Below are 16,553 nucleotides of genomic sequence, written 5' to 3'. Positions count from 1 at the left end.
CTCTCCACTCGGGCACTGTTGGATGTGGAGAGACCGTCACCCCATCCCGCCGCTCATTTCATGAGCGTCGACCCTCCCCCTCCAGGGGAGGGTGAAGGAACGACGTCGGACGTTTTAGAGCCCAGCCGCCCTCGCATCCCTTATCGCCTGCCAGACCTTCGCCGGCGTCAGCGGCGTGTTGAGCTGCTTGATGCCGAGCTCGCTCAACGCATCCATCACGCCGTTGGTGACGCAGGGCGGGCCGCCGATGGCGCCGGATTCGCCGCAGCCTTTGGCGCCGAGCGGATTGGTGCGGCACGGCGCGGAATCGTCCAGCGTCACCGCGATCGGCGGAATGTCGTCGGCGCGCGGCACGCAGTAGTCCTGGTAGCTCGCGGTCAATAGCTGCCCTTCCTCGCTGTAGGCGACGCCCTCATAGAGCGCCTGCCCAATGCCTTGGGCGACGCCGCCGTGCACCTGGCCGGTCACCAGCATCGGGTTGACGGCAATGCCGACGTCGTCGACCGTGGTGTAACGCACCACCTTGCTCACCCCGGTTTCCGGATCGATTTCGACCTCGCAGATATGCGTGCCGTTCGGCCAGCTCGGGCCGTCGACTTCGCCTTCGGAATCGACGGAGAGCCGCGCGCCATCTTCGTTCTTCGCGATCTCGAACAGGCTGATGCGCTTGTCGGTGCCGACCACCGTCAGCCAGCCGTCGCGGTATTCGATATCCTCGATGGACGTTTCCAGCACGTTCGAGGCCTTCTCGCGCGCCTTCTGGATCATGTCGTTGCTCGAAACCGCAACTGCCGTGCCGCCGACAAACAGCGAGCGCGAACCGACACTGCCAAAGCCGGTCGCGAGATCGGTATCGCCCTGCACGACGTCGATCTTGTCCATGGGAATTCCGAGCGTATCGGACACCATTTGCGTGTAAGTGGTCTGCAGACCCTGCCCCATCGCCATGGTGCCGGAATGCAGGATAATGCGGCCTTCCGCGGTCGCGTGCAGGCTGACCTTTTCGGTATGCGCGCGCCCGCCGGTCCATTCGATATAGCTGGTGAGGCCGCGACCGTAGAGCAGGCCCTTCTTCTTCGCCGCCTTCTTGCGCGCGTTAAAACCATCCCAGTCCGAAAGCTCGGAGGCGCGCGACAGCATGTGCGCGAAGGCGCCGGAGTCGTACACCTGCCCGACCGCATTGGTGTAAGGCAGTTGCGCCGGCTTGATGTAGTTCAGCTTGCGGATGGTACGCGGATCGATTCCGATCTGACGCGCGGCAGCATCCATCAGCCGCTCGACGATGAACACGGCTTCGGGCCGCCCGGCGCCGCGATAGGCGCCAACCGGCGCGGTGTGGGTCATCACCGATTTCACCTCGAAATGCACCAGCGGCAGATCGTAGACGCCGGTCTGCACGAAGGGCCCGAGCACCAGCGGAATGATATTCGCGGTCCCCGACGAGTACGCGCCGGTGCCTCCGATCGAACGCACGCGGTAAGCGAGCACGCGGCCCTTGGCGTCGAGCGCGAATTCGCCGGTCGAGGTAAGATCGCGGCCATGGGTGCCGCCGACGAACTCGTCGGTGCGGTCGCCGCGCCAGCGGATCTTCTTGTTCAGCTTGGTCGCGGCGTAAGCAACGATGCCGTCCTCGGGATAAAGGCTGGTCTTCTGGCCGAAGCCGCCGCCGATGTCGCCGACCAGCACGCGGACGCTGTCCTTCGGCCGCTTCAGAATGGATTCCGCGAGCAGGTCCCGGGTCGAGCCGGGCGTTTGCGACTGCACGTGCAGGATTAAACGGCCGGTCTTCTTCTCGATCTCGGCAATCGTCGAGCGAGGCTCCATGGCGGAGGGCACCAGCCGCTGGCTGACCAGGTCGAGCGAGACCACATGCGCAGCCTTGGCAAAGGCTTCCTCGACCTTGGCGGCATCGCCGTAGCTCATGGCAGCGACGATGTTGTCGGGCGCCTCGGGCCATACTACGGGTGCGCCGGGCTTCGCCGCCTCGACGGGGTCGACCACCGAGGGCAGCACCTCGTAATCGACAACGATCGCTTCGGCCGCGGTCTGGGCCAGCACGCGCGATGTCGCCACCACCGCCGCCACCGCCTCACCGGCATAACGGACGACTTCATGCGCAAGCAGCCGCCGCGGCGGCACCGTCATCGGCGATCCATCCGGCCGCTTGAAGATCGCAAGCGTCGGGATGGTGCCGATATCGTCCTTGATCAGCTCGGCGCCGGTATAGATCGCGTGGACGCCCGGCATCCCGGCGGCATCAGTCGTATCGATCGAGACGATTTTGGCGTGGGCATGGGGCGAGCGCAGCACGTAAAGCCACAGCGCGCCCTCGTCGGGCTTGTCGTCGATGAACTGCCCCTTCCCGGTGAGCAGTCGCTGGTCTTCCAAACGCTTGACCGGCTGGCCCGCACCGAAACGCATATTGCCGGGAAGAATGTTCATCAGTTTGTCCTTAGCTTGTTCGGATTGGGCGGGGTTTTAGCGATTTTTCACCGCGAGACAACTCATTCAGCCCGCTGCAACAAAAGCGCCAGCGCTGCAGACGCAAGCACCGCAGCGGGGCACGATTCTGCCTTCAGGGGGACTATTAGCCGCGGCTGATATCCACGATATCGACGTTGACATCGCGCGTTTCCGAACCGCGTTTCAATGTGATGCGGACGCTTTTGCCTGCACCGACCTGCTCGATCTGGTCGGTCAGGTCGGAGAGCCGGTGAACCGGCTTACCATCGGCTTGAACGATCACGTCGCCGAGCGCGCCCGAGTTGAAATCGACGCCACGGATGCCAGCCCGGTCGGCCGGACTTCCGGGCGCGGTGCGCACGACGATCACCCCTTCAACGCCCATGCGCGTCGCAACGGCTTCGCCGGCGGCGACGATCCCGATTCCCGGGGTCGGCACCCGACCATTCTTGATGAGTTCGGGCACGATACGATTGACGATATCGGCCGGAATGGCGAAGCCGATGCCGGCGCTGGAGCCGGAGGGCGAGATGATGGCCGTGTTGACGCCGATCAACCGTCCCGCCGAGTCCAAAAGGGGGCCACCGGAATTGCCGGGATTGATCGCGGTATCGGTCTGGATCACATTGGCGATCTCGCGACCGCTGCTGGTCGGCAGCCGCCGCTTGAGCGCGCTGATGATTCCGCTCGTCAGCGATTGATCTAGTCCGAACGGGTTGCCGATCGCAAATGCAATTTGGCCTACCTTGAGGTCGTTGGAACTGCCAAGCGCCACCGGCGGCGGCAGTTGGCGCGGATTCCTGATCCGCAGCACCGCCAGATCGTAGTTCGGTGCAACGCCGACGATTGAAGCTTGGGCCACCTCGCCTGAGGCGAAGCGAACGGCTACCTCACGGCCATTTTGCACGACGTGATTGTTGGTGACCACATGACCGCTACTGTCCCAGACAAAGCCGGTGCCGGAGGCTGCCGGGCCCGAGGTTGCCGGGCTTTCGTCTTCGGCGAAGGGATTGGCCATGGAGGATCGTGCTGCAACCTGGACGACAGACGGCGAGACCCGCTCGAAAAGCTCGATGTTTGCGCGCTCGGCGTCGGACAGTGGGCCCCGCTGGTCGACGGTTCGGGCGGTGGTATTGGTCCACGGGCTGTAGCGGATATTGGAGAGGGTTAACGCCACCAGTACGGCTGCGATGGCGGCTAATGAAAGCGCGAAGCGACGATTCATCGATCACTCACTGGATATCGCGCAAAAGCGCGATGCGGAAGGTAAGCAGGCCGGGCATCATCACCAACCAAACGTCCTGGCCGGACTAAAGTTTCTGAACTTTCAGAGACTTAATCATCCGGCAAGATCGACCGGTTGACGTGATTTATGCATGGCGGTTTGTCGCGCAAGCAGTGCGGCCTGCGCTTGAAACCAAATCCTGCCATTCTAATTGTTCTAAAGCCGCAGTCCGTCATTGCGCCGCCGGTCCTGATCGGGCGCCTGGCATGGCCATCAGGCAAAGGTCCCGATGCGGCTTCCTGCGACAAGGCGTCCGGAGTTGCGAGATGAACAACAAGACGCGTTTCAATATTGGATATGCGATCGCCGCGATCTTTGCTGTCTTCATCATCCAATATTTCGTTTCCACGGCGAGCCAGATCGCCATCATTCCCTACAGCGAATATCAGCAATTGCTGAAGCAGGGAAAGGTCGCGACCGTCGGCATCTCCGACCGCACCGTGCAGGGCACCTTGAAGGAGCCGCTGTCCGGCGGGCAAAAGCAGTTCGTCACCACGCGCGTCGATCAGGAGACCGCACAAGAGCTCGAGAAATACAACGTAAAATTCACCGGCCAGATCGAGAGCACTTTCCTGCGTGACCTGCTGTCTTGGGTCATGCCGGTACTCCTGTTCTTCGGCCTGTGGTGGTACATCGCCAGACGCGCTGCTGAAGGCGGCGGTCTTGGCGGCGGGCTGATGGCGATCGGCAAGAGCAAGGCCAAGATCTATGTCGAGTCCAATACCGGCGTGAATTTTTCCGATGTCGCCGGTGTCGACGAAGCCAAGGACGAACTGCGCGAAGTCGTCGACTTCCTGAAAAATCCGACCGACTACGGACGGCTCGGGGGACGTATGCCCAAGGGCGTGCTGCTGGTCGGTCCGCCCGGCACCGGCAAGACGCTGCTGGCCAAGGCAGTGGCCGGCGAGGCCAAGGTGCCGTTCTTCTCGATCTCAGGTTCGGAATTCGTCGAGATGTTCGTCGGCGTCGGCGCGGCGCGGGTGCGCGACCTGTTTCAGCAGGCACATCAGAAAGCGCCTGCCATCATCTTCATCGACGAACTCGATGCGCTCGGCCGCGCCCGCGGCATCGGGCCGTTTGCGGGCGGTCACGACGAGAAGGAGCAAACGCTCAATCAGCTTCTGGTCGAACTCGACGGTTTTGACTCGCGCTCCGGCCTTGTCATCCTCGCCGCCACCAACCGACCGGAAATCCTCGATCCGGCACTTCTGCGCGCCGGTCGCTTCGACCGCCAGGTGCTGGTCGATCGCCCCGACAAGAAGGGCCGCACCGAAATTCTCAAAGTTCATATGAAGAAGGTGCAGCTCGACTCCGGCGTTGATGCCGAGGCGGTCGCTGCGCTGACGCCCGGTTTCACCGGCGCCGACCTTGCCAATCTGGTCAACGAAGCCGCGCTGCTGGCGACACGGCGCGGCGCCACTGCCGTCGCAATGACCGATTTCAACAATGCGGTCGAGCGCATGGTCGCCGGGCTGGAGAAGCGAAACCGGCTGCTCAATCCGAAGGAGCGCGAGATCGTTGCCTATCACGAGATGGGTCACGCCTTGATCGCGCTGTCGCTACCCGGCGTCGATCCCGTGCACAAGGTGTCGATCATCCCGCGCGGCGTCGGCGCGCTCGGCTATACCATCCAGCGCCCCATCGAGGATCGCTTCCTGATGACCAAGGAGGAACTGGAGAACAAGATGGCGGTGCTGCTCGGCGGCCGGGCGGCGGAGTTGATCGTGTTCAGCCACCTGTCCACCGGCGCCGCCGACGATCTTCGCCGCGTCACCGACATCGCCCGCAGCATGGTGACGCGCTACGGCATGTCCGAAAAACTCGGCGGCGTCGCCTACGAGCGCGATCCCGGCAATTTCCTGGCCGGCGCCGATCGGCCCTTCCCCATGCGCGAGCGCGATTATGCCGACGAAACTGCTGCAGCAGTCGACGAGGAGGTTCGCGCGATCGTCGATCGGGTGTTCGACCGCGCGCAGGGCATCCTGAAGGCGCGCCGTGCGATCCTGGATCGCGCAGCGAAAAAATTGCTGGAGAAGGAAACCCTGGAGCAGAGCGACCTCGAAGCGCTGATGCGCGAAACGCCGAAGGAGGCGCTGCGCGCGATCTAGCCTTATCCGAGAAATCGTAGGGTGGGCAAAGCGCAAGCGTGCCCACCATTTCCAACGGAACGCTTGATGGTGGGCACGGCGCGATGCGCCTTTGCCCACCCTACGGAATCTCGCAAGCTGCGTTCATCCGAGGTCGCGCAGCGCCGCCTCGACCACCCTGCGCTGCTCGGCCGTCAGCGCAACCTGCGGCGGGATGGGATCGCCGACCGCGTAACCCTGGATCTCGAGCCCGGCCTTGATGCAGGCGGCCAGGTTGAACCGCGCAAAAGCCTCGTTGATGCGCCACAGCTTGCGCTGCAGCGCCATCGCCTCATCCCAGCGCGCCGCCTTGCAGAGATTGTAGAGCTCGACGCTCTGCCGCGGGATGATGCAGGCAGGACCGGCCATCCAGCCCACCCCACCGATCAGCATCACCGCCGCCGGGATGTGGGCAGATGCGGAGAACACGCGGATCGCTTCCCCACAGCGATTCATGATCGACAGCAGCCGGCCGGTGTTGGTGGAGGCGTCCTTGATGTGGCCGATGCGCGGATGGGTCGCGAGCCGCGCGATCACGTCGAGCGTGAGATCGGAGCGCTGGAATTGCGGATTGGTGTAGATCACGACTGGAATGTCGACCGCGTCGGCAATGGCGCGGAAATAGGATTCGACCTGCGCGTCGGCGACCGGGAAGTAAGCCTCCATGATCGCGAGAATGCCGTCGGCGCCGAGCTTCTGATACGCCTTCGCCTGCGCCACCGCATCCGCCGTCGATGTCGAGGCAACGCCGGCGATCACCGGCACGCGGCCATCAGCGGCTTCGATCGTGGTCTGCACGACGCTGGCACGCTGCGCCTGGTTGAGATAGGCGAACTCGCCGGTTGATCCCAGCGGCGTCAGCCCATGCACGCCTGCCTTGATGAGGTCGTCGCAGAGCCGGCCCAGCACTTCGGTGCGAATTTGGCCTGATCCATCGACTGGTGAGACCAGGTAGGGAAAGACGCCGTGAAAATCAGCCATGGAAGGAATTTGCCTTTGGCAGGAGAGTCCGGACCGCCATGGCTATCCGGAATACCGCTGCAAGACAACATTTCGCAAACGTGATGACCTGATCCCATACACCGAAGCAATGCTATGTTGGCTGCGTTGAGCGGCAGCCGCGCGCGTGGCTGCCGACTCCGAGATCGGCATCTCAGCTCGATTGAACAGTCGATCGGACCGACCGTCGTCGGCGGCCGGCTCGGCTTGCGCAGCGCCTGAAACAACAATCATCATCGCGAGCATTGCGCCGAAATATCGTGCCAAGGATGCCGCCTCGATGTGCTTCACACGCGCCAATAAGCCCCTGCAGGTTCCGTATCATACCGTCGCACCGCCTGCCGGAAAGCAGGCCCGAGAGGGGCCGCGCCACGCAGTATGCGCGCTGCACCACATGGCTAAAAGATGTCCACAGATGTTCACAGGTTCTAACGATTTAACTCACGATAATTTCACGACTTTCTCCGCACTCTCGCCGCCTTGACCAATCGCGAGAATAGTCTTGATGGCTGTGCAGAAGGTCGCTGACGCATCCTCATTCCGAACTTCCGAACTCAATACGCGCGGCCCTATACCGCCGGCGACAGTTCCCGGCTTTCGTCACTTCCTCGGCACACCGGCTCCTTCGCAGCGCTTCCGCGCCTTCGGTATCGATCCGCTCGAGTCGACGTCGCACCATGCAAAGCTTCGCGGATTGATGCATCGCCTGTCACGGCGAATGGATGCCGCCATAAAATGGCCGCCACACCAGGCTCGATCGGCGGAATACTGGGAAAATCCCTTCATCCCCTCGGGCTACACCTATCTGCTGCAGTTCATTGCGCATGATCTGGTTCACTCGGCCATTCCGCTTTCGGTTGCGGGAGGGCTCGGCCGAGGGACGACCAACGCCCGCCGTACTCCGCTTCGACTGGAAACGCTGTACGGCAGCGGCCCGGTCGGATCGCCGCACATCTATGCGCTCGACGCACCGAGCGACGACCGGCGCACCAAGCTGCGGCTCGGGCGAATGCGCTGGAAGGAAAAGCAGTCGGCGACGGGCTGCCCATTTCGCGACATCGCACGGACCCCCGCCGAGAACGTGACGGGCATCGATCGCAGCATTGCGGGTGTCCGCGTTGCCCTCACCGAAGCGCTGGTTGCCGATCCACGCAATGACGATCACGCCGTGATGTCCCAGCTCACCGCGCTGTTTGCGCTGCTGCACAACGGCCTCGTCGATATCATTCGCCGCCGCGAAGGCAATGCGGGGCCAAACGGCCAGTTCGGCGCCGCCTACAAGCGCTTCCTGTGCGCCCGCGGCGCATTGACGGCCATCTATCACAACATCATCCGCAACGACCTGATGCGAAGGGTGATTCATCCGGCGATCTACGCGAGCTACTGCGGACCTGCCCCGCACTTCATCGACCGTCCCGCATCAGCCGACGGTCCTGCGATCGGAGATTGGGAAATTCCGTTCGAGTTTTCGCACGGCGCATTCCGCTTCGGTCACGCCATGGTGCGACCCGAATACCAGATCAACGACCTGTCGCTCCATGACCTCAACAATACGCTTGAAAAGAGCTCGGCAAACGACCCGGCAAACATGCCGCTCGACGAGACCTGGATGGTGCAATGGTCGCGCTTTTTCGAGATCAACGGCTCGACGCCGAATTTCAGCCGCCGCATCGGACCACATCTCAGCGATGGGCTCGGCAATGACCAGATCTTTCCGGCGTTCGACGAAACGGAACGGGTCGGCCTGCTCTATCGCGACCTGCTCGGCGCCGGCCTCGCCGGCATGTGGTCGGTAGATGCACTGATTGCCGAGATCGGCTGCAGGCGCCCGCATTTCATTGCCACGTCGCGCCTGCTTGCCGACCGCGCCTACCGTGTCAATCAGCTTCGCGAATGGCTCGTCTCGACACCAGCCTACGGCTCGCTGACGGACGAGGACATTGAAACCCTTTCGAACGATCCGCCGCTGCCGTTTTTCATCCTGTTCGAGGCGATGCAGCAGACGGAGGGCCTGCAACTCGGGCTGCTCGGTTCGATCATCGTATCGGAAGTGATATTCGGGGCGCTCGCGAGCGTCCCGCAACCGGCCGGCGGCGGCTCGCTCACCGATCAACTGGACCTCGTTTCCCGCGAATTTTACCTGACGAACGTATTTCAGGACATTCGAGAGATTTCAAACATGGCGCGGTTGGTGAAATTCACCACCGAAATTGCCGAACTGCAGCAGGCCGTGCCTGCATTTCTGTGAGCGGAATTGTTCCGTCTCGCGCAACCCGGAGGAGTAGAAATTATGGCCCTCGAAAGAATGCAAGTGACCAACCATGAGCGCTGGGGCAACCTCGTAAAGACCTGGTCGACGGGCAAGAACTATCTTGACGACGACAACGAGTATCCGATCCCGACCACCGTCGAGGAATTCAAGGAGCAACTCGCCAAGGCGCAGGTGTTCATGACGGTGCCGGATCGCTATACGAAGGTGAAGTTCGTTGAGCAGCAGATGGACACGATCGTGGTGCGCTTGCCGCCTGCCGTGGCGATCGCGGATTCCGAAGAGAAGCTCAGCAAGCCAGGCGCAACCTACCCGCTTCCGCCGTTCTACAAGCGGCTGTTCAACGGGATGGATCCGGTGATTCCGGAAGCCGACAAGTTCAAGGTGCATGCCGAGCGTATCGGCGATTACACGATCAGCTTCTGCGCCTAGTCAGAGCTGGACGATATCCCCGACAGGAAGCCCTGCGCCGAGCAAACCTCGACGAAGGGTTTCCTGTCGCTCGCTCACGCTAATCGGGTGAGCCTGCATGACCCACCGCACGACAGCCTCGTCGGTCGGGGTCAATGTACCGACCCAAAACGAACGTAGTCCATTCACGAAGCGCTGAGCTTCTTCGCGCGCCTTCCCCAACTCCCCAAGATAGAACAGCGCAGCGGTCCGCCATGCGGGCAATGTCCGCCCGACGCCATTGGCGCGATCGCAGGCCTCGACGGCGCCTGCGTAGTCGCCGCACAGAAAGCGAATGGTGCAATGATAAGCCCATTCAAGATAGGAAGGCGCAGGCGAGAGCGTCAGTGCTTGGTCGGCCCTGAGCCGGGCCTGCTCGATTGATCCGCAAAAGACCTCATAGTGAGCGCTCGACAACAACGTCCACGGGTCGTTGTCATTGAGCTCGCAGGCAAGCGCCATGTGCGGCGCAGCTTCGGCTTCCCGAAGCGCCATCACATAGGACCAGCCGCAGCACAGATGCGCCCTTGAATCGACCGGGTCCAGTTGAACGGCGGTCTTCGCCAGTTCAAGAGTGGCCCTGGCCTTTTCGAGATCGCGAAAGATCCCGGGGTGCACCAGATGCTCGATGTTGTTCATCTGCACGAGGCTGCTGTAGCAGGGCGAGAAACCCGGATTGTCGCGGATCGCATCGCGAAAGATGGCGACCGCCCGCCGCCAGCTTTCAGGATCGAACTTCGACATGAGGTTCTGTCCGCGCAGCCAGCGGTCATGCAGGTCAAGCGATACGTCAGGCTCGCCGGCCAACCGCATCAACCGTTCGGTCGAGAGCTGCACGTTCAGCGAGGTGGCGATCCGGCGGATGATGCGCTGCTGTGTTTCGAACCAGTTGCCGAGACCAAGTCGGAAGCTTTCGCTCCAGACGTAAATCCCGGTGGTATCGTCCCGAAGCACCATCACGATGTTGATTTCGGCACCCGCCTGATAGGCGGTGGTCTCGATGCAGTATTGCGGAGACGTACCCGCCGGAAGCACGAGGGCCGCCGGAGGACGATCGACGACGCTCCATTCCCGGAAGCGCACGAGACAGGCCGCAAGATGCTGGGAGAACCCCTGCACCAGATGGCTGTGGTCCTCGTCGACTCCGTGCATCGCAAAGGGCCGCAGCACCAGGCGCGTCTTGACGGGCGCATTGACCGGTGGCGACATCGGGACTACCGGCTGGAGAGTGGTCCCTCTGACCATCCTGACAGCGAATTCGTCATTCGCTGCCGAGGCGGCCCGATCGGCCGGCGCGCGCTCCAGAATGCCGAGCTTGATGTTCGCGACGAGTTCTTCGGTGGCCGACGACGGCTCCATGGCGTAGTCGCGATCGAGCAGGTCCCACAGCGCCTTGTAGATGCGCAGCGCGCCGGCAGTATCGCCTTCTTCCGCATGCGCCCGCATCAGATAGCGGCAGGCGTATTCGTGGGTCGGATCGAGATTGACGATCGCGGCCGCAATCCTCTTTTTGGACTCGGCAGCTACGCTTGCGGAGGTCAAGCCTTCGTCGAGATTGCGCATCAGCCGTTCATGGATGGTCTGCCGTTTCGCCAGCACCCAGACCCGGAACGACGGGTCGAGATCGTCCATTCCTTCGAGCAAACGCCCGTCGAGCTGCGGGGTATCGAGCAGCAGCGGGTGAACGCGTCCGCCTTCGGCGAGTTGAATCACGCTTTCGATATCGACTTCGATTCGTCCAACGTCGAGGCCGATCAGGAGCCGCTCCGCGACAAAGCCGTCATAGCCGGCCTCCTCGAACATCGCCCGCAGTTCGCGCACGACCTGCCGCAACGAGGCACGCGCCTTTTCCTCGTCGGAACGGCTCCACAGCAGGCCGACCAGCCGCTCGCGGCTCTCCTGCTTGGTCTCCGACAGCGCGAGATAACTCAGGACGGCGCCGGCCTTGCGGGTTCGCAGTTCTATCGGCCGGCCGTTGAACCGCACGCCGAGCCGCCCGACCAGCGATACCGACAGGCGCGGAGCGCTTTCGGGCGCCGCCGCGGCATTGTCTGATGTCATGGCCTTGGCACTGGCCGGCATGAAACGGTTTCCGGAACCGGTTGGTTAATTCTGCCACTCTACATCAAAGGAACACCCCCGGTATAGGTTGCGCCACCTCCACTCCGCGCCATCGCATCCTGCAGCCTGGCCGTGACGATTTCGGATGGCTCGAGTTGCAGGCCTGGGGCGATCACGCGGACCACTGGAATGGCGAAACGCGGGCGTGTGAGTTCGAGGTAGAACGCCTCGATTCCGAGCTTTTCCAAACGCTGTACGATCAATCCAAATATGACGCTCGCTTCAGTTGCGGGAAAGGGCAGATGGGCCGCGCACTCTGCGACCGGCTGCAGCAATTTGCACTCGTCGGTGTTGATCGCTGCGCGCCGCAGGTGGATGCGATCCTGTGCGTTGAGCGCGGCATCGCCGCGTTCGCGGCGTTTGGTTGCGACGACGCTGTCGGCCAGTTCGAGCTGGCACATTTCCAGAATCGCCGAGCGGACCGCGGCCTCGAGGGATGGCCGCGCGGCGAGGCCGAAGGCGAAACCGGTACCGTCCGCCCGGCAGGAGACCGCCACGACGCAGGGCACGCCGATATCCGTCGTAATATCGAGCAGCCAAGTCCGGCGCAGCACCGGTGCGCCATGCCGAAGCTGCCGCAACAAGCCCTCCGCTGCGATACCCGCTGCATGCTGCACCGGAATCGATCGCGGCAACTGACCGCCTCTCCACCACAGGCTGGCTGCATCGCGCTCGATCAGTTCCAAGAGACCATGCAGCGCTGCGGCGTCTCGTGACGGACCAGCGGCCGATCCGATGCTCAGCGGGAACGGCGGCACAAACTCGCGTTGCGCTGGCGGCCGCCGCAGGCAGATGTCCGCCGGAAGCAACACCTCGCCGCCGTCGGTCAGTCGCGTTGCGCGGCACCAGGAAAGCGCTCGCTCCGGTTGCATGCGGCGTTCCGAAAGGGCAGCGACCAACTCCAGCGCCTTCGGACCGAGTTTTCCGGCCCAATCGTCGACGCCGGGTTTGAGCAACAGGTCGGTTCCGGTCTGCAATTGAGAGAGGTACTCGATGCCCTCGCCGATGCAGCCCTGAAACGCTTCCCGCAACGTCAGACCGACGCCGGAAACGCCGACCATCGGGCTTTCCTCGTGCAAGGGATCGGCAAGCGCTGGATCGAATTGCGCGCCAAAGCTGATCAGGCCGGGCGCGTCGGGCGAGGCCAGTTCGAACACGCGCGCAAATCGGGAAGCAGCGATCAGCAAATGAGCGCGATTCGCGAGCTGCGAATCAATCCCGTTGCTGGATTCTTCGGCATATTCCAGCGCCTGAAGGATGAGTCTGGCATCGTGATCGCCGGCCGCGTCCACATCGTTGCCAAGAAGCAACGATGCAGCGCGCACAAACAATTCCTGCATCGAATTTTCGGTGCCGCTCACGGTGACCTCACGACTTGACGTGCAGACTCCGGACGTGAGGCCAGTCCGCCCTCACCCTGGAGGAACTTATGCTCGCGAAAGCCTTCGTCATAGCCATGGCAGCAGATATTGCTCGATCGGATTACGCCAAGCCGACCTTGATTCGTAGCCGCAGCCGCGAGTGGCTGATCGCCTGCCGTTGGGGACCGGAGGGTGAATATCTTTCGATTGCGACAGCCGGCCCGATCACGGAGCCTCTCGCACTGGTTGCACCGCAGGCGATCGCGCCAATCCACAGTCTGGTCGGCGTGCTGGTTTCCGAATCGGAGACGCAATCCACCAGCACATTCCTGCTGGTGCGCCAGTTGCCTGCTGCGATTGAGCTTGCCGGCACGTTTTTTCCGGCCGACGGATACGTGCTGCTGCAGGATCACGGCGATGTCCATCTCGTCTGCAAGACGCGCTATTCGCATAGCTGCGGCTGGCTCGACGGCAAGGAGATCCGTAAGGACATTCCCGATCCGGCACCCTATTCGGCTGAGGCGATGTCCTGGCATATCGAAGCAACGCGCCGTGACTGGATCGGCGAGTTCATTCCCGGCAGCAGACCGCCGGAGCGGTTTGCGATTCGCGCGACCGGCTGAAGCCGCGATCGGACTAGCGGCAGACCGGGACGGCACGAGGTTGCCGCACGTCTTCTACGGAAGACTATCCCTGCGAGGGAAACCTCCGCCGATCACCGCGATCGACAGTATTCAGCCGCGCAACCGTGGCCTTCGCCCCCGCCGTTCGATCGCCGATGCTTTCAACCAGCCTGGCGACGCAACGCCGGACGCGCGGGCTGGTCATTCGCGCATAGGCCTTGAGAACGCGGAAAGCGCGCCTGGCTCTGCGAGCAAATGAACCGGTGAATTCAAGCCGGGAGATCCGGGCCGGGAAGATTCGAACAACTCACCGACCGAAACGCCGAGCACGGAAGCGATTTGCGCCAACCGGCTGGCACCAACCCGGGTGGCGCCCCGCTCGTATTTCTGCATCTGTTGAAAAGTCACGCCGATGCGTTCCGCAAGCATGGTTTGGCTGATGCCGCGGTTGACGCGAAACAGGCGAATCCTGGCGCCCACCATCGCATCGAGCGGGCCAGACTTCCTCGTCGCCATCGGCAGGCTCCCCAGCTATTCACACTGGGAGATTCTAGCACAACCTCAGGGAGACGCAGGTGCTAATTTGCGATCCTGGGAAGCAATTTTATCCGCTTCTCCTCGGTGACGTGCTCGATGGTCAACCGGCCCTTCGGGTCGATCGCCGCCTTCATGGCCGACGGGTGACCGGTTTCGAGGAAATGCTGCAGGGCGGCACGGCTCTCATCCGAGAGCGCAAATAGCCCGCGCATCAATTCAAAGAAGCCAGGTTCTTCCGCTACATAGAGCAGTTCGCGCAATTCCGCGCCGGTATACTGGCCCAACGCCGTTACAAGCCATTCGGTTTGGTCGTTCGGATCGCTCTCCGGCACGCGATTCAGATAGTAGACAACCGATTCCGCACTCATTTCATCCCCCGGTACCTCGCGATAGCTTACAGGCCGCCCGTTCGGTACGGCTTTCTGGCAGCTAACTCCCGAGCTTAACACTGCGTGGGCTCTCGTGATTTCAGCGTGATCGCAAGCGCAACGGTGAATTCCATTGCCAGGTTCCAGGCTGTGCCGAACTGGTGCAGCCTTGGGCAGCCGGGCGCAATATGCAATATTCTGCCGCCGTTCGGCGGCGGTCCGTCATTTGGCCGTTACACATCTCCCAACCGCCTCACGGTGCGGCAGTCAGAAAGCCTTTGCGATGGCCCGCTGGGCATCCTGCTGAATCGTCTTCAGGTGATTCTGGTCCCGAAAACTCTCGGCATAGATCTTGTAGACATCTTCGGTGCCCGATGGCCGCGCGGCGAACCATCCCGCCTCGGACTCCACCTTGATACCACCGAACGATTGATCGTTACCCGGAGCCCGGGTCCGAATCGCGCTGACCGGTTCACCGGCAAGCTGGTGCATGTTGAGCTGCTCCGGCCCGAGTGCCTTTAGCGCGCTCTTCTGTTTGGGCGTCGCCGGCACGTCGATCCGCTCATAGAAGGGCACGCCGAGTTCGGCGGTCAGGGCCGCAAACTGCTGGCTCGGATCACGGCCGGTGCGACCGAGGATTTCGGCGGCGAGCAGGCCCATCACCATGCCGTCCTTGTCGGTCGTCCAGACCGAGCCGTCGCGCTTGAGGAACGATGCGCCGGCGCTTTCCTCGCCCGCGAATCCGAAGCCGCCGGTGCCAAGGCCTTCGACGAACCATTTGAAACCGACCGGGGTTTCGACCAGCTTGCGGTTCAGCTTTTTCGCGACACGGTCGATGATCGAACTGGAGACGACGGTCTTGCCGATCGCGGCCTTGCTGCCCCATTGCGGCCGATGCGCGAACAGGTACGCGATCGCCGCCGCGAGAAAATGGTTCGGATTCATCAGCCCGCCGGTGCGGGTCACGATGCCGTGCCGATCGGCGTCGGTGTCGTTGGCGAAGGCGACGTCAAACCTGTCGCGCATCTGGATCAGGCTTGCCATCGCGAACGGAGAGGAACAATCCATCCGGATCTTTCCATCCCAGTCCGCCGTCATGAAACGAAACGTCGGGTCGACGGCGTCGTTCACGACAGTTGCGTTAATTCCGTAATGCTCGATCAGCGGCTGCCAGTAGTGAACGGCGGCGCCGCCCAGCGGATCAATCCCGATTCTTACGCCGGATGATTTGATCAGCGCCATGTCTACGGCATTGCCGAGATCGGCGACATAGGGACGGATGTAGTCGTGCAGATGCGTCGATGGCGCCTTGCGGGCGCGCTCATACGGCATCCGCGCAACGCCCTTCATGTCGGCTTCGATGTAGGTATTGGCCGCCTTCTCAACCCTGGCCGTTACGTCGGTATCAGCCGGGCCGCCATGCGGCGGATTATATTTGTACCCGCCATCCTCGGGCGGATTGTGCGAGGGCGTGATGACGACGCCATCGGCAAGTCCGCTCGTTCGCCCCTTGTTGTAGCTCAGGATTGCATGCGAGATGACGGGCGTCGGCGTATAGCCGCCGCGCTCGTCAATCATGATGTCGACGCCGTTGGCGGCAAACACCTCTACCGCGCTCGCCAGCGCCGGCTCGGCCAGCGCATGGGTATCGATGCCGATGAATAGCGGACCGGTCAGCCCCGTCTCGCGGCGGTAGTCGCAGATCGCCTGCGTCGTTGCCAGGATATGATTTTCATTGAACGAGTTCTTCAGCGATGTCCCGCGATGCCCTGATGTGCCGAACGCAACGCGCTGGGTGGGATCGGACGGATCCGGCTTCGACGCAAAAAAGGCCGTTATCAACCGCGGTACGTTGACGAGGGAAGCGGGATCGACCGGTTTGCCGGCAGCAGGATTGGGGGCAGTCACATGACCTCACAGAATGGTGGTTTCGCCGGATTATAGGTGCAAG

Annotated in this window: 13 protein-coding genes; 5 read left to right on the top strand and 8 right to left on the bottom strand. The window is 62.5% G+C overall.

What is annotated here, in order from left to right:
- Positions 1 to 114: 114 nt before the first annotated feature.
- Both V1292_RS13485 and V1292_RS13480 read right to left on the bottom strand, forming a co-directional pair.
- Positions 115 to 2,442 (bottom strand): xanthine dehydrogenase family protein molybdopterin-binding subunit, encoded by a 2,328-nt coding sequence (locus tag V1292_RS13485; protein ID WP_334373119.1) that lies wholly within the window; start codon positions 2,440 to 2,442, stop codon positions 115 to 117.
- Between the two features lie 145 nt (positions 2,443 to 2,587).
- The gene (locus V1292_RS13480; protein WP_334373117.1) at positions 2,588 to 3,688 is read right to left on the bottom strand and encodes a S1C family serine protease; all 1,101 of its coding nucleotides are present in this window, start codon (positions 3,686 to 3,688) and stop codon (positions 2,588 to 2,590) included.
- Between the two features lie 326 nt (positions 3,689 to 4,014).
- On the opposite strand from V1292_RS13480, the gene ftsH reads away from it, so the two are divergent.
- A complete protein-coding gene (gene ftsH, locus V1292_RS13475) occupies positions 4,015 to 5,856 on the top strand; it encodes an ATP-dependent zinc metalloprotease FtsH (RefSeq protein WP_334373115.1) in 1,842 nt (613 codons plus the stop codon).
- 123 nt (positions 5,857 to 5,979) lie between these two features.
- Here ftsH and V1292_RS13470 read toward each other — a convergent pair whose 3' ends face one another.
- On the bottom strand, positions 5,980 to 6,855 hold the full coding sequence (locus V1292_RS13470; RefSeq protein WP_334373114.1) for a dihydrodipicolinate synthase family protein: 876 nt from the start codon (positions 6,853 to 6,855) through the stop codon (positions 5,980 to 5,982).
- 523 nt (positions 6,856 to 7,378) lie between these two features.
- On the opposite strand from V1292_RS13470, the gene V1292_RS13465 reads away from it, so the two are divergent.
- On the top strand, positions 7,379 to 9,121 hold the full coding sequence (locus V1292_RS13465; protein ID WP_334373113.1) for a hypothetical protein: 1,743 nt from the start codon (positions 7,379 to 7,381) through the stop codon (positions 9,119 to 9,121).
- A gap of 42 nt (positions 9,122 to 9,163) precedes the next feature.
- Positions 9,164 to 9,574, top strand: a complete 411-nt coding sequence (locus V1292_RS13460; protein ID WP_171583683.1) for a hypothetical protein — start codon at positions 9,164 to 9,166, stop codon at positions 9,572 to 9,574.
- Here the strand turns inward: V1292_RS13460 and V1292_RS13455 are convergent, their stop codons facing one another.
- Positions 9,575 to 11,674 (bottom strand): BTAD domain-containing putative transcriptional regulator, encoded by a 2,100-nt coding sequence (locus V1292_RS13455; protein ID WP_334373111.1) that lies wholly within the window; start codon positions 11,672 to 11,674, stop codon positions 9,575 to 9,577.
- 38 nt (positions 11,675 to 11,712) lie between these two features.
- The gene (locus V1292_RS13450) at positions 11,713 to 12,774 is read right to left on the bottom strand and encodes a YcaO-like family protein (protein ID WP_334373109.1); all 1,062 of its coding nucleotides are present in this window, start codon (positions 12,772 to 12,774) and stop codon (positions 11,713 to 11,715) included.
- A gap of 12 nt (positions 12,775 to 12,786) precedes the next feature.
- On the opposite strand from V1292_RS13450, the gene V1292_RS13445 reads away from it, so the two are divergent.
- Positions 12,787 to 13,092 carry a hypothetical protein gene (locus V1292_RS13445; protein WP_334373107.1) on the top strand — a complete coding sequence of 102 codons (306 nt, stop codon included), beginning with the start codon at positions 12,787 to 12,789 and terminating at the stop codon, positions 13,090 to 13,092.
- Between the two features lie 50 nt (positions 13,093 to 13,142).
- Positions 13,143 to 13,697: a hypothetical protein gene (locus V1292_RS13440; RefSeq protein WP_028351060.1), complete on the top strand. Its 555-nt coding sequence runs from the start codon at positions 13,143 to 13,145 to the stop codon at positions 13,695 to 13,697.
- 201 nt (positions 13,698 to 13,898) lie between these two features.
- On the opposite strand, the gene V1292_RS13435 is transcribed toward V1292_RS13440, so the two are convergent.
- The 3 genes from V1292_RS13435 to pgm all read right to left on the bottom strand — a co-directional run bounded on the left by V1292_RS13435 (position 13,899) and on the right by pgm (position 16,510).
- Complete coding sequence (locus V1292_RS13435) at positions 13,899 to 14,213, bottom strand: helix-turn-helix domain-containing protein (RefSeq protein ID WP_334373104.1); 315 nt, start codon at positions 14,211 to 14,213, stop codon at positions 13,899 to 13,901.
- A 62-nt stretch (positions 14,214 to 14,275) separates the two neighbouring features.
- The gene (locus V1292_RS13430; protein ID WP_334373102.1) at positions 14,276 to 14,602 is read right to left on the bottom strand and encodes a hypothetical protein; all 327 of its coding nucleotides are present in this window, start codon (positions 14,600 to 14,602) and stop codon (positions 14,276 to 14,278) included.
- A gap of 267 nt (positions 14,603 to 14,869) precedes the next feature.
- Positions 14,870 to 16,510: a phosphoglucomutase (alpha-D-glucose-1,6-bisphosphate-dependent) gene (gene pgm, locus V1292_RS13425; RefSeq protein WP_334373100.1), complete on the bottom strand. Its 1,641-nt coding sequence runs from the start codon at positions 16,508 to 16,510 to the stop codon at positions 14,870 to 14,872.
- Positions 16,511 to 16,553 lie beyond the last annotated feature (43 nt).

Source organism: Bradyrhizobium sp. AZCC 1719 (assembly GCF_036924525.1).
Taxonomy (GTDB): domain Bacteria; phylum Pseudomonadota; class Alphaproteobacteria; order Rhizobiales; family Xanthobacteraceae; genus Bradyrhizobium.
This window is presented reverse-complemented; position numbering and strand designations above follow the sequence as displayed.

Excerpts from the sequence above, each read along its gene's own strand:
- V1292_RS13485 (WP_334373119.1), bottom strand. The coding sequence starts at position 2,442 with ATGAACATTCTTCCCGGCAATATGCGTTTCGGTGCGGGCCAGCCGGTC.
- V1292_RS13480 (WP_334373117.1), bottom strand. The coding sequence starts at position 3,688 with ATGAATCGTCGCTTCGCGCTTTCATTAGCCGCCATCGCAGCCGTACTG.
- ftsH (WP_334373115.1), top strand. The coding sequence starts at position 4,015 with ATGAACAACAAGACGCGTTTCAATATTGGATATGCGATCGCCGCGATC.
- V1292_RS13470 (WP_334373114.1), bottom strand. The coding sequence starts at position 6,855 with ATGGCTGATTTTCACGGCGTCTTTCCCTACCTGGTCTCACCAGTCGAT.
- V1292_RS13465 (WP_334373113.1), top strand. The coding sequence starts at position 7,379 with ATGGCTGTGCAGAAGGTCGCTGACGCATCCTCATTCCGAACTTCCGAA.
- V1292_RS13460 (WP_171583683.1), top strand. The coding sequence starts at position 9,164 with ATGGCCCTCGAAAGAATGCAAGTGACCAACCATGAGCGCTGGGGCAAC.
- V1292_RS13455 (WP_334373111.1), bottom strand. The coding sequence starts at position 11,674 with ATGCCGGCCAGTGCCAAGGCCATGACATCAGACAATGCCGCGGCGGCG.
- V1292_RS13450 (WP_334373109.1), bottom strand. The coding sequence starts at position 12,774 with ATGGTCGGCGTTTCCGGCGTCGGTCTGACGTTGCGGGAAGCGTTTCAG.
- V1292_RS13440 (WP_028351060.1), top strand. The coding sequence starts at position 13,143 with ATGCTCGCGAAAGCCTTCGTCATAGCCATGGCAGCAGATATTGCTCGA.
- V1292_RS13435 (WP_334373104.1), bottom strand. The coding sequence starts at position 14,213 with ATGGCGACGAGGAAGTCTGGCCCGCTCGATGCGATGGTGGGCGCCAGG.
- V1292_RS13430 (WP_334373102.1), bottom strand. The coding sequence starts at position 14,602 with ATGAGTGCGGAATCGGTTGTCTACTATCTGAATCGCGTGCCGGAGAGC.